The 22,778-nt window shown below is 75.5% G+C and carries 2 protein-coding genes; both read right to left on the reverse strand.

Features of this window, described 5'->3' with window-relative positions:
• A partial coding sequence (locus AW271_RS37390; protein WP_157555062.1) for a type I polyketide synthase occupies positions 1–4,739 on the reverse strand: 4,739 nt, incomplete at its 3' end.
• A gap of 7 nt (positions 4,740–4,746) precedes the next feature.
• Positions 4,747–22,695, reverse strand: coding sequence for a type I polyketide synthase (locus AW271_RS42735; protein ID WP_062342995.1), 17,949 nt, complete (start codon positions 22,693–22,695; stop codon positions 4,747–4,749).
• Positions 22,696–22,778 lie beyond the last annotated feature (83 nt).

Consider the following 22,778-nt stretch of genomic DNA (forward strand, 5'->3'; position numbering starts at 1 on the left):
GTCGCCGGGCGGGCCGCCACCAGCGCGGCCCGCGCGGAGCCCAGCGCCAGCCCGAACAGCGGCGCGCTCTGCCCCGCGCCTGCCGGCACCAGCCCGGCCCGTCCGGAAGCCGGGTCCTCCTCCCTGGGGCCCCAGGCGAGCGCGACGCCCGGCAGCCCGAGCGTGGCGCGGTGGTGCGCGAGCGCGTCGAGGTAGGCGCCGGTCGCGGCCCGCGCGCCCTGCCCCGTCCCGCCCAGCACCCCGGAGACGTGCGGGGTGAGCAGCGCGAACAGGTCGAGGTCGAGGCCGAGGGTCAGTTCGTGCAGGTTCCAGGCCGCGTCACCGGCGCGGCGCAGCCCGGTGGTGAACTGCTCGGGTGTGTACGACGTGAGCACCGACTCCACATCGGCGTCGGCGACGTGCACGACCCCCGTCAGCGGATGCTCCGCCGGGAGCAGCGCCAGCGCCTCGGCCAGCGACTCCCGGTCGGCCGCCCCGTCGGCGGCGACCAAGACGTCGGCCCCCAGCTCCCGCAACCACCCGGCCAGCTCGGCGTCGCCCCCCACCAGGAGCAGCCGGTCGCGCCCGAGAACGGTGACCAGATGCTCGGCCGCCGCCGCGGCGAGGTCGCCGGACCCCGAGACCAGAACGGTCCCCGCCCGCCGCCGCACCTCCGCCGGGAAGTCGGCCGGAGCGGCGGTGACCAGGCGCGGGACGTGCGCGACCCCCTGCCGCAACGCGACCTGCGGCTCATCGAGCGCGAGGGCGGCGGGCAGCACACGGAGCGACGACTCGTGCCCGTCGAGGTCGATCAGGGAGATCCTGCCGGGATGCTCCGACTGGGCTGCCCGGACCAGCCCCCAGACGGGCGCGGGCGCGAGGTCCTGCACGTCGCCGGCGGCGACGGTGACGGCGTGCCGGGTGACGATCACGAGCCGGGCGGCCGAGTCGCCGGCCAGCCAGTCGAGCAGGCGGGGCAGCAGGGTGCTCGCCGAGGTGACCGGAAGCAGCACGAACGCGGCGTCGTCGCCCGTATCGGGCTCGGCGAGACCGGGGATGCCCGGGGCCGCCACCGTGTAGGAGACGGCGGGTTCGGCGGGCAACGGCGTCTCGGGCCAGGTGAGGGTCAGGAACCGGTCGGGCCGCGCGTCGGCGGGCCGCACCCCGTCGAGCCGCCGCAACCTGACTGACTCGACCGTGGCGACCGGAGCACCGTCGGAGGTGGTGACGACGAGGGCGAACTCGTGTTCCCCGATGCGGGTGGCGTGCAGCCGGAGCGCGCCGGCTCCCGGCGTGTGCAGGACCGCCCCGCGCCACTCGGCCGGCACGGCCGCCGTGCCCGCCTCGGCGAGCAGCGGTTGCAGCGCGGCGGTGAGGAGGGCGGGGTGCAGGGCGTGCCGGGGAGAGTCGGCGACGACCGAGCCACTCACCTCGGCGAAGACCTCGTCGTCGCGACGCCACAGCCGGGTCAGGCCGCCGAAGGAGGCGCCCTGGTCATGCCCGGCAGCGGCCAGAGCCGCGTGAACCTCCGCCACGTCGACCTCAACCGCACCGGGTGGCGGCCAAGCCGGAGCCGTCGCGCCTGGCGGCGCTGGCGTGTCAGGGACGGTCGGCGGGGCGGAGACGGGCGGCGCAACCGACGCGGAAAGCGGAACCGGCGCGGTTGTCGCGGTCAATGCGCCGGAGGCGTGGCTGGTCCAGGGCACCTCCTCGGCGTCGCCGGGGCGTGCGTACAGGGTGAAGGGGCGCTCGCCTCGTTCGTCCGGTGGGCCGACGGTGAGCTGGAGGTCCACGCCGCCCTCGGCGGAAAGGGGCAGGGGTGGCCCTGCCGCCAGGTCCGCGACCGCCAGGCCGCCGAGGGCGTGCCCTGCCTGGAGGGCCAGGTCGAGGTAGGCGGCCGGGGGCAGCACCGGGGTGCCGTGGATGGTGTGCTCGGTCAGCCACGGGTGGATGCGGGCGGCGGCCCGTCCGGTCAGCAGGAGGGTGTCGGTCGCGAGGGTGGTCGAGGCGGGCAGCAGGGGATGGCGGGTGGCGCGAAGTCCCAGGCTCTCGGGGTCGCCGGGGGCGGCGGCGTCCTCCAGCCAGTAGCGCTCGCGCTGGAAGGCGTAGGTCGGCAGGTCGGTGACGCCCTGCTCCGGCAGGTGCCAGTCCACGTCGTGACCGCCGGTCTTCAGCGCGGCCAGGTTGAGGTGGAACTGGTGCAGCGTGCCCTTGTCGCGGCGCAGGGTGCCGGTGACCAGGAGGGCGGGGTCGTCGACGGTGTCCTGGACGGGCGTCGTGAGAACGGGATGGGGGCTCGCCTCGACGAAGGTGGTGTAGCCGTCGTCGACGAGCCGTTCGAGGGTCTGGTGGAAGTGGACCGGGCGGGCGAGGTTGTCGAACCAGTACTCGGCGGTGAGGTCGGCGACCTCGGTGGTGACGGTCGAGTAGAGGGGGACGGCGGCGGGTTGCGGCCGGATGCCGTCGAGCAGGGCCAGGAGTTCGTCGCGGAGGCGGTGGACGTGGGGGCTGTGGGAGGCGTAGTCGACCGGGATCCTGCGGGCGTCGAGGGTGCCCAGCAGGTGGTCGAGTTGGGTGGCGTCGCCGGCGATGACGGTGGCGTTGGGGCTGTTGTGGGCGGCTATGTGCAGGTCGTCGTAGGGGGCGAGGTGGTCGGCCAGGGCGGCGGCGCTCTGTGCGACGGAGGCCATGCCGCCGGTTCCGGCCAGGGCGAGCAGCGCCTTCGACCGGAGGGTGACGATCTTGGCGGCGTCGTCGAGGGTGAGCGCCCCCGCGATGTGGGCGGCGGCGATCTCGCCCTGCGAGTGGCCGATGACCGCGTCCGGGCGCACGCCGTGGTGTTCCCACAGACGCGCCAGGCTGGTCATGACGGCGAACAACGCGGGCTGGATGACGTCCACCCGATCGATGGGCGGGCCGTTCAGCACGTCGATCAGGTTCCAGCCCGCATGGGCCTCGATCGCCCGCGAGGCGGCCCGCAGGTGCTCGGCGAACACGGGAGAGGTGGCCAGCAGGTCCCGGGCCATCCCGTCCCACTGGGACCCCTGACCCGGGAAGACGAAGACCACCTTCCCGCGCGGCGCCGCCACCCCCCTGACCAGGTTCGGGTGCGGGCGGTCCGTGGCAAGCGCGTCGAGGGTCGCGAACAAGGCGGCCCGGTCGTCCGCGACGGCCACGGCCCGGTGCGGGAGCGCGGCCCGTCCCGTGGCGAGGGTGGGCGCGATGTGCTCAGGTTCCAGGTCGGGCCGGGCGGCGAGGTGGTCGCGCAACCGCCGTGCCTGCGCCGCCAACGCCTCGGCATTGTGCGCCGACACCAACACCGGCACCGGGCCGGACGTTCCGGCGGATGTCCGGTCGCCGGGCGGGCTCTCCTCCAGAACGACATGGGCGTTGGTGCCGCTGATCCCGAACGACGACACCGCCGCGCGGCGGGGACGGTCGCCGGATCTGCCCCACGGCCGCGCCTCGGTCAGCAGGTTCACCGCGCCCGTCGACCAGTCGACGTGCGGGCTGGGCTCGTCCACGTGCAGCGTCTTCGGCAGCACGCCGTGCCGCATCGCGTGCACCATCTTGATGATGCCGCCGACCCCGGCCGCCGCCTGCGTGTGCCCGATGTTCGACTTCAGCGACCCCAGCCAGGCCGGTTCCTCCCGCTCCTGCCCATAGGTCGCGAGCAGCGCCTGCGCCTCGATCGGGTCGCCGAGGCGGGTGCCCGTCCCGTGCGCCTCGACGGCGTCCACGTCAGCGGGCGACAGGCCCGCGTCGGCGAGGGCCGCGCGGATGACGCGCTGCTGGGCGGGACCGTTCGGGGCCGAGAGCTGGCCGCTGGTGCCGTCCTGGTTGACCGCGGTGCCGCGCACCACCGCCAGGACCGGGTGGCCGTTGCGGACCGCGTCCGACAACCGCTCGACCAGGAGCAGGCCGACGCCCTCGCCCCAGCCCGTGCCGTCGGCCGCCGCCGCGAACGCCTTGCAGCGGCCGTCGGGCGACAGGCCGCGCTGGCGGCTGAACTCGACGAACAGGCCGGGCGTGGCGATCACCGTCGCGCCGCCCGCGAGGGCCAGGTCGCATTCGCCGGCCCGCAGCGCGCGGACCGCCAGGTGCAGCGCCACCAGCGACGACGAGCAGGCCGTGTCGATCGTGATGGCGGGACCGACCAGGCCGAGCACGTACGACAGGCGGCCCGAGGCGACCGAGCCCGCGCTGCCGGTGCCGATGTAGCCCTCCAGCTCCTCGGGCGCCTGCCTGATCCGGCCGCCGTAGTCGGCGTACATGACCCCCGCGAACACGCCCGTCCGGGAGCCGCGCGCCGACTCCGGGTCGATGCCGGCGCGTTCGAACGCCTCCCAGGCGGTCTCCAGCAGAAGCCGCTGCTGCGGGTCCATGCTGACCGCCTCGCGGGGGCTGATGCCGAAGAAGCTCGGGTCGAAGTCGGCGGCGTCGTGCAGGAAACCGCCTTCCTTCGTGTACGTCCGCCCGACGCGCGCCGGGTCGGGGTCGTACAACGCGGGGACGTCCCAGCCCCGGTCGGCGGGGAACGGCGAGATCGCGTCCACGCCCTCGGAGACGAGCCGCCACAGGTCCTCCGGCGAGCGCACGCCGCCCGGGTAGCGGCAGGCCATGCCGACGATCGCGATCGGCTCGTGGCGGGCCGACTCGACCTCCGACAACCGCTGCCGGGTCTGCAGCAGGTCGCCGGTGACCCTCTTGAGGTAGTCGCGCAGCCGGGCCTCGGTGGCGCCGGTCGTCTCGGTGGTCATCGCGCCATCACCTCTCCTCGTGGTCGGAACCGAGTTGCGTGTCGATGAGCTGGAAGAGTTCCTCGTCGGTGGCGTCGCGGACGACGTCCACCGGGCCGGGGGCCGGTGTCGTGGGGGCCGGGGCCGGGGCCGGGGGCGTGCCGCCGGGGAGCCGGAGGGCGAGTTCGCCGTGCAGGTGGGCGGCGAGCGCGGTGGGGGTCGGATGGTCGAACAGGAGCGTGGCGGGCAGCCGCAGCCCGGTCTCCACCGCGAGCCGGTTGCGCAGCTCGACGGCCGTCAGCGAGTCGAAGCCGAGGTCGAGCAGGCCGCGCTCCGACGGCACGGTCCGCCCCGACGGCAGCCGCAGCACGTCGGCGACCACGTCCCGCACCCGCTTCAGCGCGAGCCCCGGCCGGTCGGCGATCGGCGCGCCGGTCAACGTCCTGACCAGCGGCGGAACACCCTCCTCCCGCTTCGCGGCCGGGGGTCTGGCGGCCACGAGGCGCGGCAGCCGCTCGAACCGGGCCGCGACCACGGCCGGGACGCCGCCCGCGAGCGCGGCGTCGAACAGGGCCAGCGCGTCGCCGGAGTCGAGCGGGGCGACGCCCGTGCGGGCGATCCTGGCCAGCTCGGCCGCGCCGAGCCCGCCCGCCAGGCCGCCCTCCTGCGCCCACAACCCCCAGGCGATGGACGTCGCGGGCAGCCCCAACGCGTGCCGGTGCCCCGCGAGGGCGTCGAGATAGGTGTTGGCGGCGGCGTAGTTCGCCTGCCCGGCGTTGCCGATGACCCCGGCGACCGAGGAGAACACCACGAACGCGTCGAGCGGCCGGTGCCGGGTGAAATGGTGCAGGAAGTGCGCGGCGTCGGCCTTGGCGGTCAGCACGGAGTGCAGCCGTCCGGGCGTGAGGTCGGTGACGGTCGTGTCGTCGAGCACGGCGGCGGCGTGCACGACCGCGCTGAGCGGCCGGTCGGCCGGGACGCCGTCGAGCAGCCGCCGCAACGCCACGGGGTCGCCGGTGTCGCAGGCCGCCACGACGGGCTCCGCGCCCAGCTCGGTCAGCCGCCGAACCAGATCGGCCGCGCCCGGGGCGGCCGGGCCGCGCCTGCTGACGAGCAGCAGGTGCCGCACGCCGTACCGGGTGACGAGATGCTCGGCCAGCAGCGCCCCGAGCGCGCCGGTGGCCCCGGTCAGCAGCACGGTCCCGTAGGCCCGGATCGGCGCGGGGTCCGTGCGCACCGGGACGGGGGCCAGCGCGGGCAGGTAGGCCCCGCCGTTCCGGAGGGCGACCTGGGGTTCCCGCAGCGCCAGCGCCACCCCGGGGTCGGCCGAGCCGTCGGTGTCGACGAGCACGAACCGGCCGGGATGCTCGGTCTCCGCCGTGCGCACCAGCCCCCACAACGCCGACTGGGCCAGCCCCGTGACGGGGTCGCCGTCGAGCACCCCGACCGCGTGGTGAGTCAGCACCGCGAGCCGGCCCGGCGCGTTCTTCTCCAGCCAGGCCTGGACGACCTCCAGCACCGCCGAGGTGACCGGCCCGTAGCCGGTGCCGCGCACGTCGAGCACCACGTCACCGGTCCCGGGCGCACGCAGGTGGTCGAGCGCCTCCCCGGCCGAGCGCAGCAGCGTGTAATGCGCGGCGGCGGGGCTCGACGTCCGGGTCCAGGCCACGCGGTGCAGCCCGCCCGACCGTTTCACCTGCACGGCCAGCTCGCCCTCCAGGACGACGCCGCCGTCGGGATTCCACACGAACAGGGCGAACCGGTCGCCGCCCTTCGGGGTCAGCCGCGCCCGGACGGTCTCGGCCGCCGGTTCGCCGCGCCGCACACCGGTCCACGAGAACGGCAACCGCACGGTGTCGCCGGCCAGCGCGAGCGGATGCAGGACGGCGTCGAACAGCACGGGATCGAAGCCCACCTCACCCCGGGTGACCTCGGCGAACAGGTCGTCGCCGTGCCGCCAGGCGGCGCGCAGGTTCCGGAAGGCGGGGCCGTAGCCGTAGCCGAGGGCGGCCAGCCGCTCGTAGGCGCCGTCGACGTCGACCGGCTCGCCGGGCGGCCACGCCTGCGGCGCCGCCGGTTCTCGCGGGCTGTCCCCGGTGAGGTGGCCGGAGGCGTGGGTGGTCCACGTGCCGCCGGGCGCGTCGTCGCGGGAGTGCACGGTCACGGCCCGCCGCCCGTCGGGCCCCGGCGCGGCGACCGCGACCTGGACGACGACCGCCCCCTCGACGGGGAGCGGCGCGAGCAGCGTGAGCTCCTCGACGACCGGCGCGCCTGCGCGGTCGCCCGCGTGCAGGGCCAGGTCGAGCAGGGCCGTGGCCGGGAGCAGGGGCGTGCCCGCGATGGCGTGGTCGGCCAGCCAGGGATGGCTGTGGACGGACAACCGCCCGGTGAGCACGATTCCATCGCCCGCCAGGTCGACGGCGGAGGTGAGCAGCGGGTGGCCGGGGTCGTCGTGGCCGGCCGGGCGCACGGGCGGCGGGTTGAGCCAGTAGCGCTCCCGCTGGAAGGGGTAGGTGGGCAGGTCGACGGGGCTCGTGGTGCCGGGTGTTTTCCAGTCGACGTGGACGCCGGTGGTGTGGAGGGTGGCGAGGAGCCGGGTGAGGTCCTCGGGCTGACCACGGCGGAGGGTGGGGTGGGCGTCGTGGTCGGGGAGGAGGGCGGTGAGGACGGCGTCGGGCCCGATTTCGACGAAGGTGTGGATGTCGGTGAGGGTGGTGATGGCGTCGGTGAAGCGGATGGGTTCGCGGACGTGCCTGACCCAGTGATCAGGGTTGTTGAGCCCGCCGAGTTGTCCGGTCCGGTCGGAGACGATGGGGATGGTCGGCTCGGTGAAGTGCAGCGTGTCGAGGACCTGTCGGAACTGGTCGAGCATGGGTTCCATCAGGGGTGAGTGGAAGGCGTGGCTGACGGTCAGCCTCTTCACCTTCGCGCCCTGGGCGCGGTGGATGACCTGCTCGACGGCCTCATGAGTGCCGGAGACGACGGTGGCATGCGGGCCGTTGATCGCGGCGAGTGAGATGTGGTCGCTGAGCCCATCCAGGAGCTCCAACGCGGCGGCCTCGCCGATCGAAAGCGCCGCCATCGCCCCGCCGGGTGGGAGTTCTTGCATGAGCTGGGCGCGGGCGGTGACGAGTGTGGCGGCGTCGGCCAGGTTGAGGACTCCGGCGATGTGGGCGGCGGCGATGGAGCCGACCGAGTGTCCGAGCACGGCGTCGGGCCGCAGTCCGTGGTGTTCCAGCAGCCGGTAGAGAGCGGTTTGCAGCGCGAAGAGGGCGGGCTGGGTGTAACGGGTCTGGTTGAGCAGTTCGCCGCCGGTGAAGATGATCTCTTTGAGCCCGGGTTCCAGCACGGCGAGCACCTCGTCGAAGGCGGCGGCGAAGACCGGTTCGGCCTTGTAGAGCTCACGCCCCATCCCGGGCCGCTGGCTGCCCTGCCCGGTGAATAGGAACGCCGTCTTCGGCTCGGTGGCCTCCCCCGTGACCAGCGCGGGGTGCCCGTCGCCGTCGGCCAGAGCCGTCAGCGCGGCCAGCACCTGGGCCCGGTCCTCGGTGACGACGGCCGCCCGGTGGGCCAGCGCGGCCCGGCCGGTGGCGAGCGTGCGGGCGGTCGCGGCGAGGTCGGGCGCGGGATCGGCGGCGAGGTGGTCGTGCAGGAGACGCGCCTGCGCCCGCAGCGCCTCCGGGCTGTGCGCCGACAGGAGCAGCGGTCCAGGCACCACGTCGGGCGTGACGTCGGGCTCCAGCACCACATGAGGCTTGGTCCCGGCGGGCTGCGGCTCCTCCAGGACTACATGGGCGTTGGTGTCGGCGGGCTGCGGTCCCTCCAGGGCTACATGGGCGTTGGTGCTGGCGGGCTGCGGCTCCTTCAGGGCTACCTGCGTGTTGGTGCTGGCGGGCTGCGGTCCCTTCAGGGCTACCTGCGTGTTGGTGCTGGCGGGCTGCGGTCCCTGCAGGGCTACATGGGCGTTGGTGTCGGCGGGCTGCGGTTCCTCCAGGACCACGTGGGCGTTGGTGCCGCTGATGCCGAACGACGAGACGGCGGCCCGGCGTCGCCGGTTCGGGTCGGGCGACCAGGTGACGGGCTCGGTGAGCAGCTGGACCGCGCCGCTCTCCCAGTCGACGTGCGGGGTGGGCTCGTCCACGTGCAGGGTGCGGGGGAGCAGGCCGTGCCGCATTGACTGGACCATCTTGATGATGCCGCCGACCCCGGCCGCCGCCTGCGTGTGCCCGAGGTTCGACTTCAGCGAGCCCAGCCAGGCGGGCCGGTCCCGGTCCTGCCCGTAGGTGGCGAGGAGGGCTTGAGCCTCGATGGGGTCGCCGAGGCGGGTGCCGGTGCCGTGGGCCTCGACGGCGTCGACGTCGGCAGCGGTCAGGCCGGCGTTGGCGAGCGCCTGGCGGATGACCCGTTCCTGCGAGGGGCCGTTGGGTGCGGTCAGGCCGTTGGAGGCGCCGTCCTGGTTGACCGCCGTGCCCCGGACCACGGCCAGAATCGGGTGGCCGTTGCGGCGCGCCTCGGAGAGGCGTTCGACCAGGAGCAGGCCCGCGCCCTCCGACCAGCCGGTGCCGTCGGCGGCCGCCGCGAACGCCTTGCAGCGGCCGTCGGGGGAGAGTCCGCGCTGGCGGCTGAACTCCACGAACGTCGCGGGGCTGGCCATCACCGTCACCCCACCCGCCAAGGCGAGGTCGCACTCGCCCTGCCGCAACGCCTGGACGGCCAGGTGCAGCGCCACCAGCGAGGAGGAGCAGGCCGTGTCGACGGTGACGGCCGGGCCCTCCAGCCCGAACGTGTACGCCACCCGCCCCGACGCCACGCTCCCCGCGCTGCCGCTGACCAGGTATCCCTCGAAACCATCGGGCGCTTGGGCGGCCTGGTGCAGGCGGGCGCCGTAGTCGTTGTACATGACCCCGGCGAACACGCCCGTGCGCGAGCCGCGCAGCGTGCCGGGGTCGATGCCGGCCCGCTCGAACGTCTCCCACGCCGTCTCCAGCAACAACCGCTGTTGCGGGTCGATCGCGGCCGCCTCCCGGGGGCTGATGCCGAAGAACCCGGCGTCGAACCCGGCGGCGTCGTACAGGAAACCGCCGTCACGGGCGTAGCTGGTGCCGGGGGAGGCGGGGTCCGGGTCGTACAGGGACGCGAGATCCCAGCCCCGGTCGGCGGGGAAGGGGCCGACGGCGTCGACGCCGTCGGCGACGAGCCGCCACAGGTCCTCCGGCGAGGCCACTCCGCCGGGGTAGCGGCAGGCCATCGCGACGATCGCGATCGGGTCGTCGTCGGCCCGCGTCACCGGGGCGCCCGCCGCCGGCTGGGGCGTCTCGTCGGCGAGCCGCGAGCCCAGCCAGGTCGCGAGGGCGGCCGGGGTCGGGTGGTCGAAGACCAGGGTGGTGGGCAGTTTCACGCCGACGGCGGCGCTCAGCCGGTTGCGCAGGTCGACGGCGGCCAGCGAGTCGAAGCCCAGGTCGGTGAAGGCGCGCCCGGCCGCGACGGGCTCGGCCGACGCGTGCCCGAGCACGGTCGCGGCGGTCTCCCTGACCAGGCCGAGCAGGTCGGTCGCCGCGCGGCGTGGCGCGGGTACCGCCTGCCGCCGCGGCACGAGCGACCGCAACGGCGGCGGCACCGGCGCGGTCACCGCCTTCGTGTCGAGGCGGGCCGTCACGACCACGGGACGGTCGGCCCATTCGGTCCGCAAAGCCGCGTCGAACAGGGTCAGCGCGTCGTCGCGGGAGAGCGGCGCGACGCCGGTCCGGGCCAGCCGGGCCAGGTCGGCCGCCGACAGGTGGGACGCCATGCCGTCGTCCTGCTCCCACAGGCCCCACGCGAGCGAGGTGGCGGGCAGGCCGAGCGCGTGGCGGTGGGCGGCCAGCGCGTCGAGGTAGGCGTTGGCGGCGGCGTAGTTGGCTTGCCCGGCCGTGCCGATGGTGCCGGTGATGGACGAGAACAGCACGAACGCGTCGAGATCACGGGTGAGGCGGCTCAGGTGGCCGGCCCCGTCGGCCTTGGCCGACAGGACGGCGCGCAGCCGCTCCGGCGTCAGGTCGGCGATCGTCGTGTCGTCGAGCACGGCCGCCGTGTGGATCACGGCGGTGACCGGCCGGTCGGCGAGCAGCCGGGCCAGCGCGTCGCCGTCGGCGAGGTCGCAGGCGACCAGTTCCGGGACGCCGCCGAGGGTAGCCAGCCGGTCGAGCAGGTCGCGGGCGCCGGGCGCGTCCGGGCCGCGCCTGCTGACCAGCAGCAGGTTCCTGACCCCGTGCTGGACGACGAGGTGCTCGGCGACGAGCCCGCCGAGCGACCCGGTCGCGCCGGTGATCAGCACGGTCCCGTCCGGCCGCAGCCGGCTCGCCCCCGCGCCGACGCCGATCCTGGTCAGGCGGGGCACCAGCACCCGCCCGTCGCGGAGGGCGAACTGCGGTTCGTCCAGGGCCAGCGCGGCGGCCAGCGCCCGGTCGGAGGCGGCCGTGCCGTCGGTGTCGACCAGCACGAACCTGCCCGGGTGCTCGCTCTGCGCGCTGCGCACCAGGCCCCAGGCGGCGGCCTGGCCCGGCTGCTCCACCGGCTCGCCGCCTCGGGTGGCGACCGCGCGGCTGGTGACGAGGGCCAGCCGGGGCGCGTCGCCGGACAACCGGGCCTGGACCAGCCCGAGCGCCCATTCAGCCGCCTCGGCGGACGGGGCCTGAACGAGGTCGGTCTCCTCGGAGACGCTCGCCGGGAGCGGGACGGGCCGCCAGGTGAGCTCGTAGGCGGGCGCCGATTTCGCGCCGGCGCGTAGGACCACCGACGCGATCGAGGCGACCGGGCGGCCCGCTTCGTCCCAGAGCGTCAGCGCCGCGCCGTCCCGGTCGTCCAGGTCGATGCGGACCCGGACCGCCGACGCCCCCGAGGCGTGCAGCCGCACACCCGACCAGGAGAACGGCAGCCGCAACCCCGCGCCGTCGCCGGTGACGGGCAGCGGGTGCAGCGCCGCGTCGAGCAGCGCGGGATGCAGCCCGAACCGGGCGTCGCCGGGGAGGTCGAGCACGACCTCGGTGAAGATCGTGCGGCCCGACCGCCAGGCCGCCCGGACGTTCCGGAACGCGGGCCCGTAGTCGTAGCCGAGGTCGGCGAGGGCGGTGTACCAGGCGGGCACGTCCACCGGCTCGGCCCCGGCGGGCGGCCAGGTCTCCGGCGCGGCGGCCGGGTCGGCGGCGGTCGTGGTGAGGTGGCCGGAGGCGTGCCGCGTCCACGGCTCGTCGCCGTTCCTGGCGTGCACGGCGAACGCGCGCCGCCCGTCGTCGCCCGCCGGTTCCACCAGCACCTGGAACCGGGCCGGGAGCGGCAGGGGCGCTTCGAGGGTCAGTTCGTCGACGACCGGGACCCCCGCGTGCGCGCCCGCCTGGAGCGCCGCCTCGGCGAGGAACGCCCCCGGGAGCGGGGTGCCGCCCGCGACGCGGTGGTCGGCCAGCCACGGGTGCGCGCCCTCCGACAACCGGCCCGCGAGCAGCACGCCGCCGTCGCCCAGCTCGGTGACCTGCTCGAACAGGCTCTCGGCCGGAGTGGCGTCGAGCCAGTAGCGGGCCCGCTGGAAGGCATAGGTCGGCAGGTCGGCCGGTGGGCCGCCGCCCTCGACGAGCCGGGCGGGGTCGAGCGGGGTGCCCTTCGTGTACGCCGCCACGATCGCCGCCGACACGGTGTGGGGTTCGGCGTGGTCGCGGCGCAGCAGCGGGATCCCGTCGCCGGCGAGCGCGCTCAGCACGGCGTCGGGCCCCAGTTCGAGGATCGTGCTGACGTCGTGGTCGCGCAGCACCGTCACCGCGTCGTGGAACCGGACCGTCCGCCGGATCTGCCCGGCCCAGTACGCCGGGTCGGCGAGCTCCTCCGCCGTCGCGATCCGGCCGGTGACCGTGCTGACGATCGGCACGGCCGGGGCGCGGTAGGCGAGGGTGGCCGCCACGGCGTGGAACTCGTCCAGGACCGAATCCATGTGCGGCGAGTGGAAGGCGTGGCTGACCTTCAGCGGCCGCACCCGGCGGCCCTGTTCGGCGAACCGCGCCGCGACCGCCCGCGCCGCCGGGGCGTCGCCCGCGACGACGACGGCCCGCGCGCCGTTGACCGAGGCCAGGTCGACGCCCTCGGTGAGATGGGGCCGGATCTCCTCCTCGGTGGCCTCGACGGCGATCATCGCGCCGCCCGCCGGGGCGGCGTGCATGAGCCGGGCGCGGGCGGTGACCAGCGTGGCGGCGTCGGCGAGGTCGAGCACCCCGGCGACGTGGGCGGCGGTGACCTCGCCGATGGAGTGCCCGGCGAGCAGGTCGGGCCGCAGGCCGAGGTGGTCGAGGAACCGGAAGAGGGCGGTCTCCAGGGCGAAGAGCGCGGGCTGGGTGTGCCGGGTCTCGTCGAGCAGCGCGGAGCCGGTGAAGACGATCTCCTTGAGCCCGGGTTCCAGCACCGCGAGCACGTCGTCGAAGGCGGCGGCGAAGACGGGTTCGGCCTCGTAGAGCTCGCGGCCCATGCCGGGCCGCTGGCTGCCCTGCCCGGTGAACAGGAACGTGGTGCGCGGCCGGGCCACGGCCTCCCCGCGCGTGACGGCCGGGTGCTCCCCGCCGTCGGCCAGCACGCCGAGCGCCGCGAGCAGCCCGTCCCGGTCGGTCGCCACGATCCCGGCGCGGTGCGGCAGGTGCGCCCGACCGGTGGCCAGCGCGTGCCCGACGGCCCGCGGTTCGAGCTCGGGTCGGCCGGTGAGATGGTCGCGCAGCCGCCTGGCCTGCGCCCGCAGGGCGTCGGGGTGGTGGGCCGACAGCAGGACCGGCACCGGCCCGGCCGCCCGGTCGTCCGCCGGACTGAGCGTTTGCTCCGGTTCTTCGAGGATGACGTGGGCGTTGGTGCCGCTGATGCCGAACGACGACACGGCCGCGCGGCGGGGCCGGGCGTCGTGCCGGTCCCACGGCCGGGCGTCGGTGAGCAGGCGGACCGCGCCGCTTTCCCAGTCGACGTGCGGGGTCGGCTCGTCGACGTGCAGCGTCTTGGGCAGCACGCCGTGCCGCATGGCGTGGACGATCTTGATGATGCCGCCGACCCCGGCCGCCGCCTGGGTGTGCCCGATGTTCGACTTCAGCGAGCCCAGCCAGACGGGCCTCTCGCGGTCGTGTCCGTAGGCGGCGAGGAGGGCCTGGGCCTCGATGGGGTCGCCGAGGCGGGTGCCGGTGCCGTGCGCCTCGACGGCGTCCACGTCAGCGGGCGACAGGCCGGCGTCGGCGAGGGCCTGGCGGATCACCCGCTCCTGCGAGGGGCCGTTGGGCGCGGTCAGGCCGTTGGAGGCGCCGTCCTGGTTGACGGCCGTGCCGCGCACCACGGCGAGGATCGGGTGGCCGTGGCGACGGGCGTCCGAAAGCCGTTCGACCAGGAGCAGGCCCGCGCCCTCGGACCAGCCGGTGCCGTCGGCCGCCGCCGCGAACGCCTTGCAACGCCCGTCGGCCGACAACCCGCGCTGGCGGCTGAACTCCACGAACGTCCCGGGTCCGGCCATCACGGTCACGCCGCCCGCCAGCGCCAGGTCGCACTCGCCCCGGCGCAGCGCCTGGACGGCCAGGTGCAGCGCCACCAGCGAGGAGGAGCAGGCCGTGTCGACCGTGACGGCCGGGCCCTCCAGCCCGAAGGTGTACGCCAGCCGCCCCGACAACACGCTCCCGGTGTTGCCGGTCAGCAGGTAGCCCTCCAGGTCCTTCGGGGCCCGCGTCAGCCGGGCGGCGTAGTCGTTGTACATGACCCCGGCGAACACGGCGGTGCGCGAGCCGCGGACCGAGTCGGGGGCGAGGCCGGCCCGTTCGAAGGTCTCCCACGCCGTCTCCAGCAGCAGCCGTTGTTGCGGGTCGATGGCGGCCGCCTCGCGGGGGCTGATGCCGAAGAAGGCGGGGTCGAAGTCGGCGGCGTCGTACAGGAAACCGCCCTGCCGGGTGTAGGAGGTGCCGATGCGGTCGGGGTCGGGGTCGTACAGGGACGCCAGGTCCCAGCCCCGGTCGGCGGGGAAGGGCCCGACGGCGTCGACGCCGTCGGCGACCAGCCGCCACAGGTCCTCGGGAGAGGCCACGCCGCCGGGGTAGCGGCAGGCCATGCCGACGATGACGACCGGGTCGTCGTCGCGGACCCCCGTCACAGCGGGCGTCACGGCGGGCGACACGGCGGCCGCCGCGCGGGTCGCGGCTCCGGGGAGCAGGCCGGTCAGGTAGGCGGTGAGCGCGTCGGCCGACGGATGGTCGAAGGTGACCGTGGCGGGCAGCCGCAACCCGGTCACCGTGCCGAGCCGGTTGCGCAGCTCGACCCCGGTGAGCGAGTCGAAGCCCAGGTCCCGGAACGCGCGGGCCGGGTCGATGCCCGCCGTGCCGGGGTGGCCGAGCACGTCGGCGACCGCCGTCAGCACCGTCTCGGCGACGGCCCGCGGCCGCTCGTGCGCGGAGAGGGCCGCGACCCGGTCCGTCCACGACCCGGCCGTCCTGCGCCGGACCGGCGGCACGAGCCCGCGCAGCGGCGCGGGCAGCGGCCCGGTCGCCGCGCGCCGCCGCAGCGCCGGGGTGTCCACCCCGGCCGGCACGAGCACCGCGTCGTCGCCCGCCGCGAGCGCGGCGTCGAGCAGCTCCAGCCCGCGCGCCTCCGTCAGCGGCGGCAGCCCCGACCGCGACCAGCGCGACCGCGCCGCCGCGTCGAGCGTGCCGCCCATGCCGCCCTCCTCCCACAACCCCCAGGCCAGCGACGTCGCGGGCAGCCCGAGCGCGCGGCGGTGCAGGGCGAGGGCGTCGAGATAGGCGTTCGCGGCGGCGTAGCCCGCTTGTCCGGCCGTGCCGACGACGCCGGAGACCGACGAGAACAACACGAACGCCGCGAGGGGCAGTTCCCTGGTCAGTTCGTGCAGGTGCGCGGCGGCGTCCGCCTTCGGCCGCAACACCCTGTCGAGCCGTTCCCCGGTCAGCGACTCCAGCGCCCCGTCGTCGAGCACCCCCGCCAGGTGCACCACCGCACCGATCGGCGCCTTTTCCGGTACGCGGGCCAGCACCGCCGCCAGCGCCTCCCGGTCGGCGACGTCCACGGCGGCGAACTCGGCCCGCGCACCCAGCTCGGCCAGTTCGCGGGCGAACGCGGCGGCCCCGTCGGCGTCCGGCCCACGCCGGCTGAGCAGCAGCAGCCGCCGCACCCCGTGGCGTTCTACCAGGCGCCGGACGACGGGCCGCGCCAGCCCGCCCGTGCCGCCGGTCACCACGACGGTCCGGTCGTCGAACACCGTGGCCGCGCCGGTCGGCTCGGCGCGGGCGAGCCGGGGGACGAGCACCACCCCGTCGCGCACGGCGACCTGCGGCTCGTCCGGGGGGAGGGACACGAGGACCTCGTCCGGGGTGTCCGGCGGGACGTCGGCGACGGCGAACCGGCCGGGCCGCTCGGTCTGCGCGGTCCGGAGCAGGCCCCACGCGGCGGCCTGCCACGGGTCGCCGACCCGGTCGCCCTCGACGGCGGCGACGGCCCCGTCCGTCAGGAAGAGCAGCCGGGTGTCCGCGGCCTCCTGCACGGCCCTCAGCACGAACGCCGCCGCGTCGCGTCCGGCCGGGACCCTGATCGTGACGGCGTCGCCCTCGGCCGGGGCGGCCGGGACGGGCGTCCAGGTGAGGCGGTGCAGGTCGGGGAACGCGGGCCGGGCGGCGGGGATGGGGCGGAGGGTCACGCCCTCGGCGGTGACGACGGGCCGGCCGCTGTCGTCGGTGGCGTCCAGCCGCCCGTCGCCCGACCAGGTGACCCGCAACGTGCGGGTTTTGGTGGCCGAGAGCTCGACGCCCGTCCACACGAACGGGACGGGCAGCCCGTCGGCGTGCGGGAGTTCGCGGCCCACGAGCGGGTGCAGCGCGGCGTCGAGCAGCGCCGGGTGCAGCCCGAACGCGCCGGGGTCGCCGGGCAGGTCCAGTTCGGCGTGGAGGCGGTCGTCGTGCCGCCAGGCCGCCCGCACGCCGTGGAAGTCGGGGCCGTAGGCGTAACCGGCGTCGGCCAGGTCGGCGTAGAGCACGTCGGGATCGATCGGTTCCGCGCCCGGGGGCGGCCAGGCGGTGGCCGCCCGGACGGCGGTGCCTTGGGCGGGGGTCAGCAGGCCGGTGGCGTGGCGACGCCACGGCTCGTCGGAGCGGTCGGGGCGGGCGTGCACGCTCAGCGTGCGGTTGCCCTCTCCGTCGGCCGGGCCGACGGACAGTTGCAGGGCGACCCCGCCCTTCTCCGGCAGGACCAGCGGCGTGTCGATGGTGAGCTCCTCGATGCGCGGCACGCCGGCGCGGTCGCCCGCCGTCAGGGCCAGCTCCACCAGCGCCGTCCCCGGCAGCAGGACCGAGCCCGCGATCCGGTGCCCGGCGAGCCACGGATGGTCCTCCAGGGAGACGCGCCCGGTGAGCAGCAGCCCGTCGTCGTCGGCCCGCTCCAACGACGCCCCGAGGAACGGGTGGCCCGTGGGCGAGAGGCCCAGCAGCTCCGGCCCGGCCTGCGGCCTGCTCGTCAGCCAGTAGCGCTCCCGCTGGAAGGGGTAGGTGGGCAGGTCGACGGGGCTTGCGGTGCCGGGTGTCTGCCAGTCGACGTGGACGCCGGTGGTGTGGAGGGTGGCGAGGAGCCGGGTGAGGTTTTCCGGGTGGTCGCGGCGGAGGGTGGGGTGGGCGTCGTGGTCGGGGAGCAGGGCGGTGAGGACGGCGTCGGGCCCGATTTCGACGAAGGTGTGGATGTCGGTGAGGGTGGTGATGGCGTCGGTGAAGCGGATGGCTTCGCGGACGTGCCTGACCCAGTGATCAGGGTTGTTGAGCCCGCCGAGTTGTCCGGTCCGGTCGGAGACGACGGGGATGGTCGGCTCGGCGAAGTGCAGCGTGTCGAGGACCTGTCGGAACTGGTCGAGCATGGGTTCCATCAGGGGTGAGTGGAAGGCGTGGCTGACGGTCAGCCGCTTGACCTTCGCGCCCTGGGCACGCTGGATGACCTGCTCGACGGCTTCAGCAGTGCCGGAGACGACGGTGGCGCGTGGCCCGTTGACGGCGGCGAGCGAGACCTGATCGGTGAGCCCTTCGAGCAGCGCGAGGGTCTCGGCCTCGCCGAGCGAAAGAGCCGCCATCGCCCCGCCGGGTGGGAGCTCCTGCATGAGCCGGGCGCGGGCGGTGACGAGTGTGGCGGCATCGGCCAGGTTGAGCACTCCGGCGACGTGGGCGGCGGCGATGGAGCCGACCGAGTGCCCGAGCACGGCGTCGGGCCGCAGTCCGTGGTGTTCCAGCAGCCGGTAGAGAGCGGTTTGCAGCGCGAAGAGGGCGGGCTGGGTGTAACGGGTCTGGTTGAGCAGTTCGCCGCCGGTGAAGATGATCTCTTTGAGCCCGGGTTCCAGCACGGCGAGCACCTCGTCGAAGGCAGCGGCGAACACGGGGTCGGCCTTGTAGAGCTCACGCCCCATCCCGGGCCGCTGGCTGCCCTGCCCGGTGAACAGGAAGGCGGTCCGTGGCCGCTGCCCCGCCACACCACGGACCAGTGCCGGGTGGTGCCCGTCGTCGGCCAGGGCCGCGAGCGCGGCCAGCAGTTCGGCCCGGTCCCCGGTCACGACGGCGGCCCGATGGGCGAGCGCGGCCCGCCCGGTGGCGAGGGTGTGGGCGGCGGCCCGCAGATCGAGGCCGGGCCTCGCGGTGACGTGATCGCGCAGACGACCCGCCTGCGCCCGCAACGCCTCGGGGCCACGCGCCGACAAGAGCAACGGCCCGAACGTCCCGCCCGGCTCCTCCGCAACCGCATGGGCGTTGGTGGTGGGCGACGTGATGCCGGGCTGCGACTCCTCCGGAACCGTATGAGTGTTGATGCCGGGCGGCGTGAAGGCGGGTTCCACATGGGCGGTGGTCCCACCACTGCCTGACGACGTGATGGGCGGCGCCGCCTCCTCCAGGACCACGTGGGCGTTGGTGCCGCTGATGCCGAACGACGAGACGGCCGCCCTCCGAGGCCGGTCGTCGTGATGGGGCCACCCGACGGGTTCGGTGAGAAGCCGGAGGCCGTCGTTCCAGCGCACGTGCGGGGTGGGCGCGTCCACGTGCAGGGTGCGGGGCAGGAGGTCGTGGCGCATCGCCTCGACCATCTTGATGACCCCGCCGACCCCGGCCGCCGCCTGCGTGTGCCCGATGTTCGACTTCAGCGAGCCCAGCCAGGCGGGCCGCTCCCGGTCCTGACCGTAGGTGGCGATCAGCGCCTCGGCCTCGATGGGGTCGCCGAGCCGGGTGCCCGTTCCGTGGGCCTCGACGGCGTCCACGTCGGAGGGGCGCAGGCCGGCGTCGGCGAGCGCCTGGCGGATGACCCGTTCCTGCGAGGGGCCGTTGGGTGCGGTCAGGCCGTTGGAGGCGCCGTCCTGGTTCACCGCCGAGCCCCGGATCACGGCGAGGACCGGATGCCCGTTGCGGCGGGCGTCGGAGAGCCGTTCGACCAGGAGCAGGCCCGCGCCTTCGGACCAGCCGGTGCCGTCGGCCGCCGCCGCGAACGCCTTGCAGCGGCCGTCGGCCGACAGGCCCTGCTGGCGGCTGAACTCCAGGAACATGCCGGGCGTCGCCATCACGGTCACCCCGCCCGCCAAGGCGAGGTCGCACTCCCCCTGCCGCAGCGCCTGGACCGCCAGGTGCAGCGCCACCAGCGAGGAGGAGCAGGCCGTGTCGACCGTGACGGCGGGACCCTCCAGCCCGAACGTGTACGCCACCCGCCCCGACGCCACGCTCACCGTGCTCCCGGTGAGCAGGTACCCGTCGAAGCCCTCGGCCGGTTCGTGCAGACGCGGGCCGTAGTCCTGCGACGTGCCGCCCACGAACACGGCGGTCCGGGAGCCGCGCAGCGTCCCGGGGTCGATGCCGGCCCGCTCGAACGCCTCCCACGCCGTCTCCAGCAACAAGCGCTGCTGGGGGTCGATCGCCGTCGCCTCCCGGGGGCTGATGCCGAAGAAGTCCGCGTCGAAGCCGGCGGCGTCGTACAGGAAGCCGCCCTGCCGGGCGAAACCCGTACCGGCGGCGTCGAGATCCCAGCCCCGGTCGGCGGGGAACGGGCCGACGGCGTCGACGCCGTCGGCGACCAGCCGCCACAGTTCCTCGGGGGAGGCGACCCCGCCGGGATAGCGGCACGCCATGCCGACGATGACCACGGGATCCTCAGCGTGCGCGGCGGCCCGTTCAGGCACGACCCGCTCGGGGGCCCCGGCCAGTTCCGCCCGCAACGACGCGACGACCGCGTGCGGGGTCGGGTGGTTGTAGACGAGCGCCGCCGGCAGGTCCAGGCCCGTCGCCGCGGCGAGCCGTTCGCGCAGTTCGACGGCGGCCATCGAGTCGAAGCCCAGGTCCTTGAAGGTGCGCTCGCCGTCGACCGCGTCGCCGGTGACGTGCCCCAGCACGATGGCGGTCTGCGTGCGCACCAGGTCGAGCAGATCGGGCAGATTAGGCGCGTCGGCCGGTTCGCGGGTGGACGAGGGCGTCTCGTCGAACCAGTGGCGGGTCCGCTGGAACGGGTACGTCGGCAGCGGCGCCGCCCGCCCGGCCGCGAAGCCGCCCAGGTCGGCCTCGGTTCCCCGCACGTGCGCCGCCGCCAGGGCACGCAACAGCGTGGCCTGCTCCGGCCGCCCGCGCCGCAACACCGCGAGACCACCCGGCGCCAGCGCCGACAACACCGCGTCGGGGCCGAGCTCCAGGTACGTCGTCACGCCGTCGGCGCGCAGAGTCGTGAGGGCGTCGTGGAAACGCACGGCGTGCCGGATGTGCCGGGTCCAGTACCCGGGGTCGGTCAGCTGCTCGTCCGTCGCGACGCGGCCGGTCACGTTGCTCACGACCGGGATGTCCGGCGGCCGGTAGGTGAGGGTGGCGGCGACGGCGTGGAACTCGTCCAGGACCGGGTCCATGTGCGCGGAGTGGAAGGCGTGGCTCACCGTCAGCGCACGGGTCCGCCGTCCTTCGGCGGCGAACAGCCCGGCCACCCGCGTGACCGCGTCGGCGTCGCCCGACAACACCACGGCTGTGGGGCCGTTGACCGCGCCGAGGTCGACCCCGTCGCCGAGGTGCGGCGTGATCTCCTCCTCGGTCGCCTCGACCGCGACCATGGCCCCGCCCGAGGGCGCCGACCACATGAGCCGGGCCCGCGCCGCGACCAGCGCCGCCGCGTCGGGCAGCGACAACACCCCGGCGACGTGCGCGGCCGTCACCTCGCCGATCGAGTGGCCGGTGACGACGTCGGCCCGCACGCCCCGGTGCGCGAGCAGCCGGAACAGCGCCGTCTCCAGGGCGAACAGGGCGGGCTGGGTGTGCCGGGTCTCGTCCAGGGAGCCGTCTTCGAGGACGGCGGCCAGGTCGAGGTGCGGCGCGAAGGCGGCGGCCACCTCGTCGAAGGCGGCGGCGAACACCGGTTCCGCCCGGTAGAGCTCGGCGCCCATGCCCGCGTACTGGCTGCCCTGCCCGGTGAACAGGAACGCCGTCCGGGGCCGCGCGGCCGCCTCCCCGCGCACCACCGACGGGTGTTCGCGCCCGTCCGCCACCGCCCGCAGCCCGTCGGCGAGCCCGTCGGCGTCCTCGGCCAGCACCACGGCGCGGCTGGCGAACCGGGTCCGGGTCGTCGCCAGCGAGTACGCCAGATCGGCCACCGGGCCGCGCGCCGCGTCCGCCAGCCGCCCGGCCTGCGCCCGCAGCGCCGCCGCGTCGCGCCCGGAGACCACGAACGGCAGCAGCGGCCGATCGGCGGACTCGGCGGGCGGTTCCGGGACGGGCTGTTCCGCCACCACGACGTGGGCGTTGGTGCCGCCCATGCCGAACGAGCTCACCCCCGCCACCGCGCGCCCCTCCAGCGGCCAGGCCACCGGCTCGGCCGCCACCCGCAGCCCCAGCTCGTCGAGGGCGATGGCCGGGTTCGGGTCGCGGAAGTTCAGGCTCGCGGGCACCCGCCGGTGCCGCACCGCCAGCACCGCCTTGAGCAGCCCGGTCAGCCCGGCCGCGCCCTCCAGGTGGCCCACGTTCGTCTTCACCGACCCCACCAGCAGCGGGCGGGCCGAGCCGAGGGCGGCCCCCAGCGCCGCCGCCTCGATCGGGTCGCCCACGGGCGTGCCGGTGCCGTGCAGTTCCACGTAGCCGACGTCGGCGGGCGTGGTCCCGGCGCGGGCGTGCGCGGCGCGGATCACCGCCTCCTGGGCGGCCCGGTCGGGCACGGTCAGCCCGGCCGAGGCGCCGTCGTTGTTGACCGCGCCGCCGAGCAGCACCGCGTGCACGCGGTCGCCGTCGGCCAGCGCGCGGTCCAGCGGCTTGAGCAGCACCGCCACCCCGCCCTCGCCGCGCACGTAACCGTTGGCGCGGGCGTCGAAGGTGAAGCAGCGGCCGTCGGGGGACAGCGCGCCGAACCCGGCGCTGCGTGCCCCGCTGTCGGGAGACAGGATCAGGTTGACCCCGCCGACCAGGGCCAGATCGGATTCGCCCCGGCGCAGGCTCTCGCTCGCCAGGTGCACCGCCACCAGCGACGACGACTGCGCCGCGTCCACGGTCAGGCTCGGCCCGGTCAGGCCGAGCACGTAGGAGAGCCGGTTGGCCAGCACGCCCCGGTTCAGGCCGGTCATGGCGTGCCGGCCGGGCCGCGCGCCGCGCAGGTGGTGGAGGGTGGCGTAGTCGTCCCAGAGGGCGGCGGCGAAGACGGCGGTCCGGCTGCCCGCCAGCGAGGCGGGCACGATTCCGGCCTCCTCCAGGGCCTCCCAGCCCAGTTCGAGCAGGAGCCGCTGCTGCGGGTCCATCGCCGCCGCCTCCTTCGGCGAGATGCCGAAGAAGGCGGCGTCGAAGCGGTCGACCTCGTCGAGGTAGGCCCCGGGAGCCTCGCCCAGGCCGCGCCCGGCGGGGGCCGCGCCGACCGCGTCACGCCCCTCCGACAGCAGCCGCCAGAAGGAGTCGGGGTCCGGCGCGCCCGGCAGCCGGCAGGCCAGGCCGATGACGGCGATGGGGGTGCTGGTGTGGGAGTCGGACATACAACGCAGCTTGGCCGGAACGGCTAAGGATGGCCTTGAGGCGATCTAAAGCCATCTTCTTCTCCGTTACGGCTCCGCCCGGC

Origin of the sequence: Herbidospora sakaeratensis, assembly GCF_001570525.1 — a bacterium.
In the GTDB taxonomy this organism is placed as follows: Bacteria; Actinomycetota; Actinomycetes; order Streptosporangiales; family Streptosporangiaceae; genus Herbidospora; species Herbidospora sakaeratensis.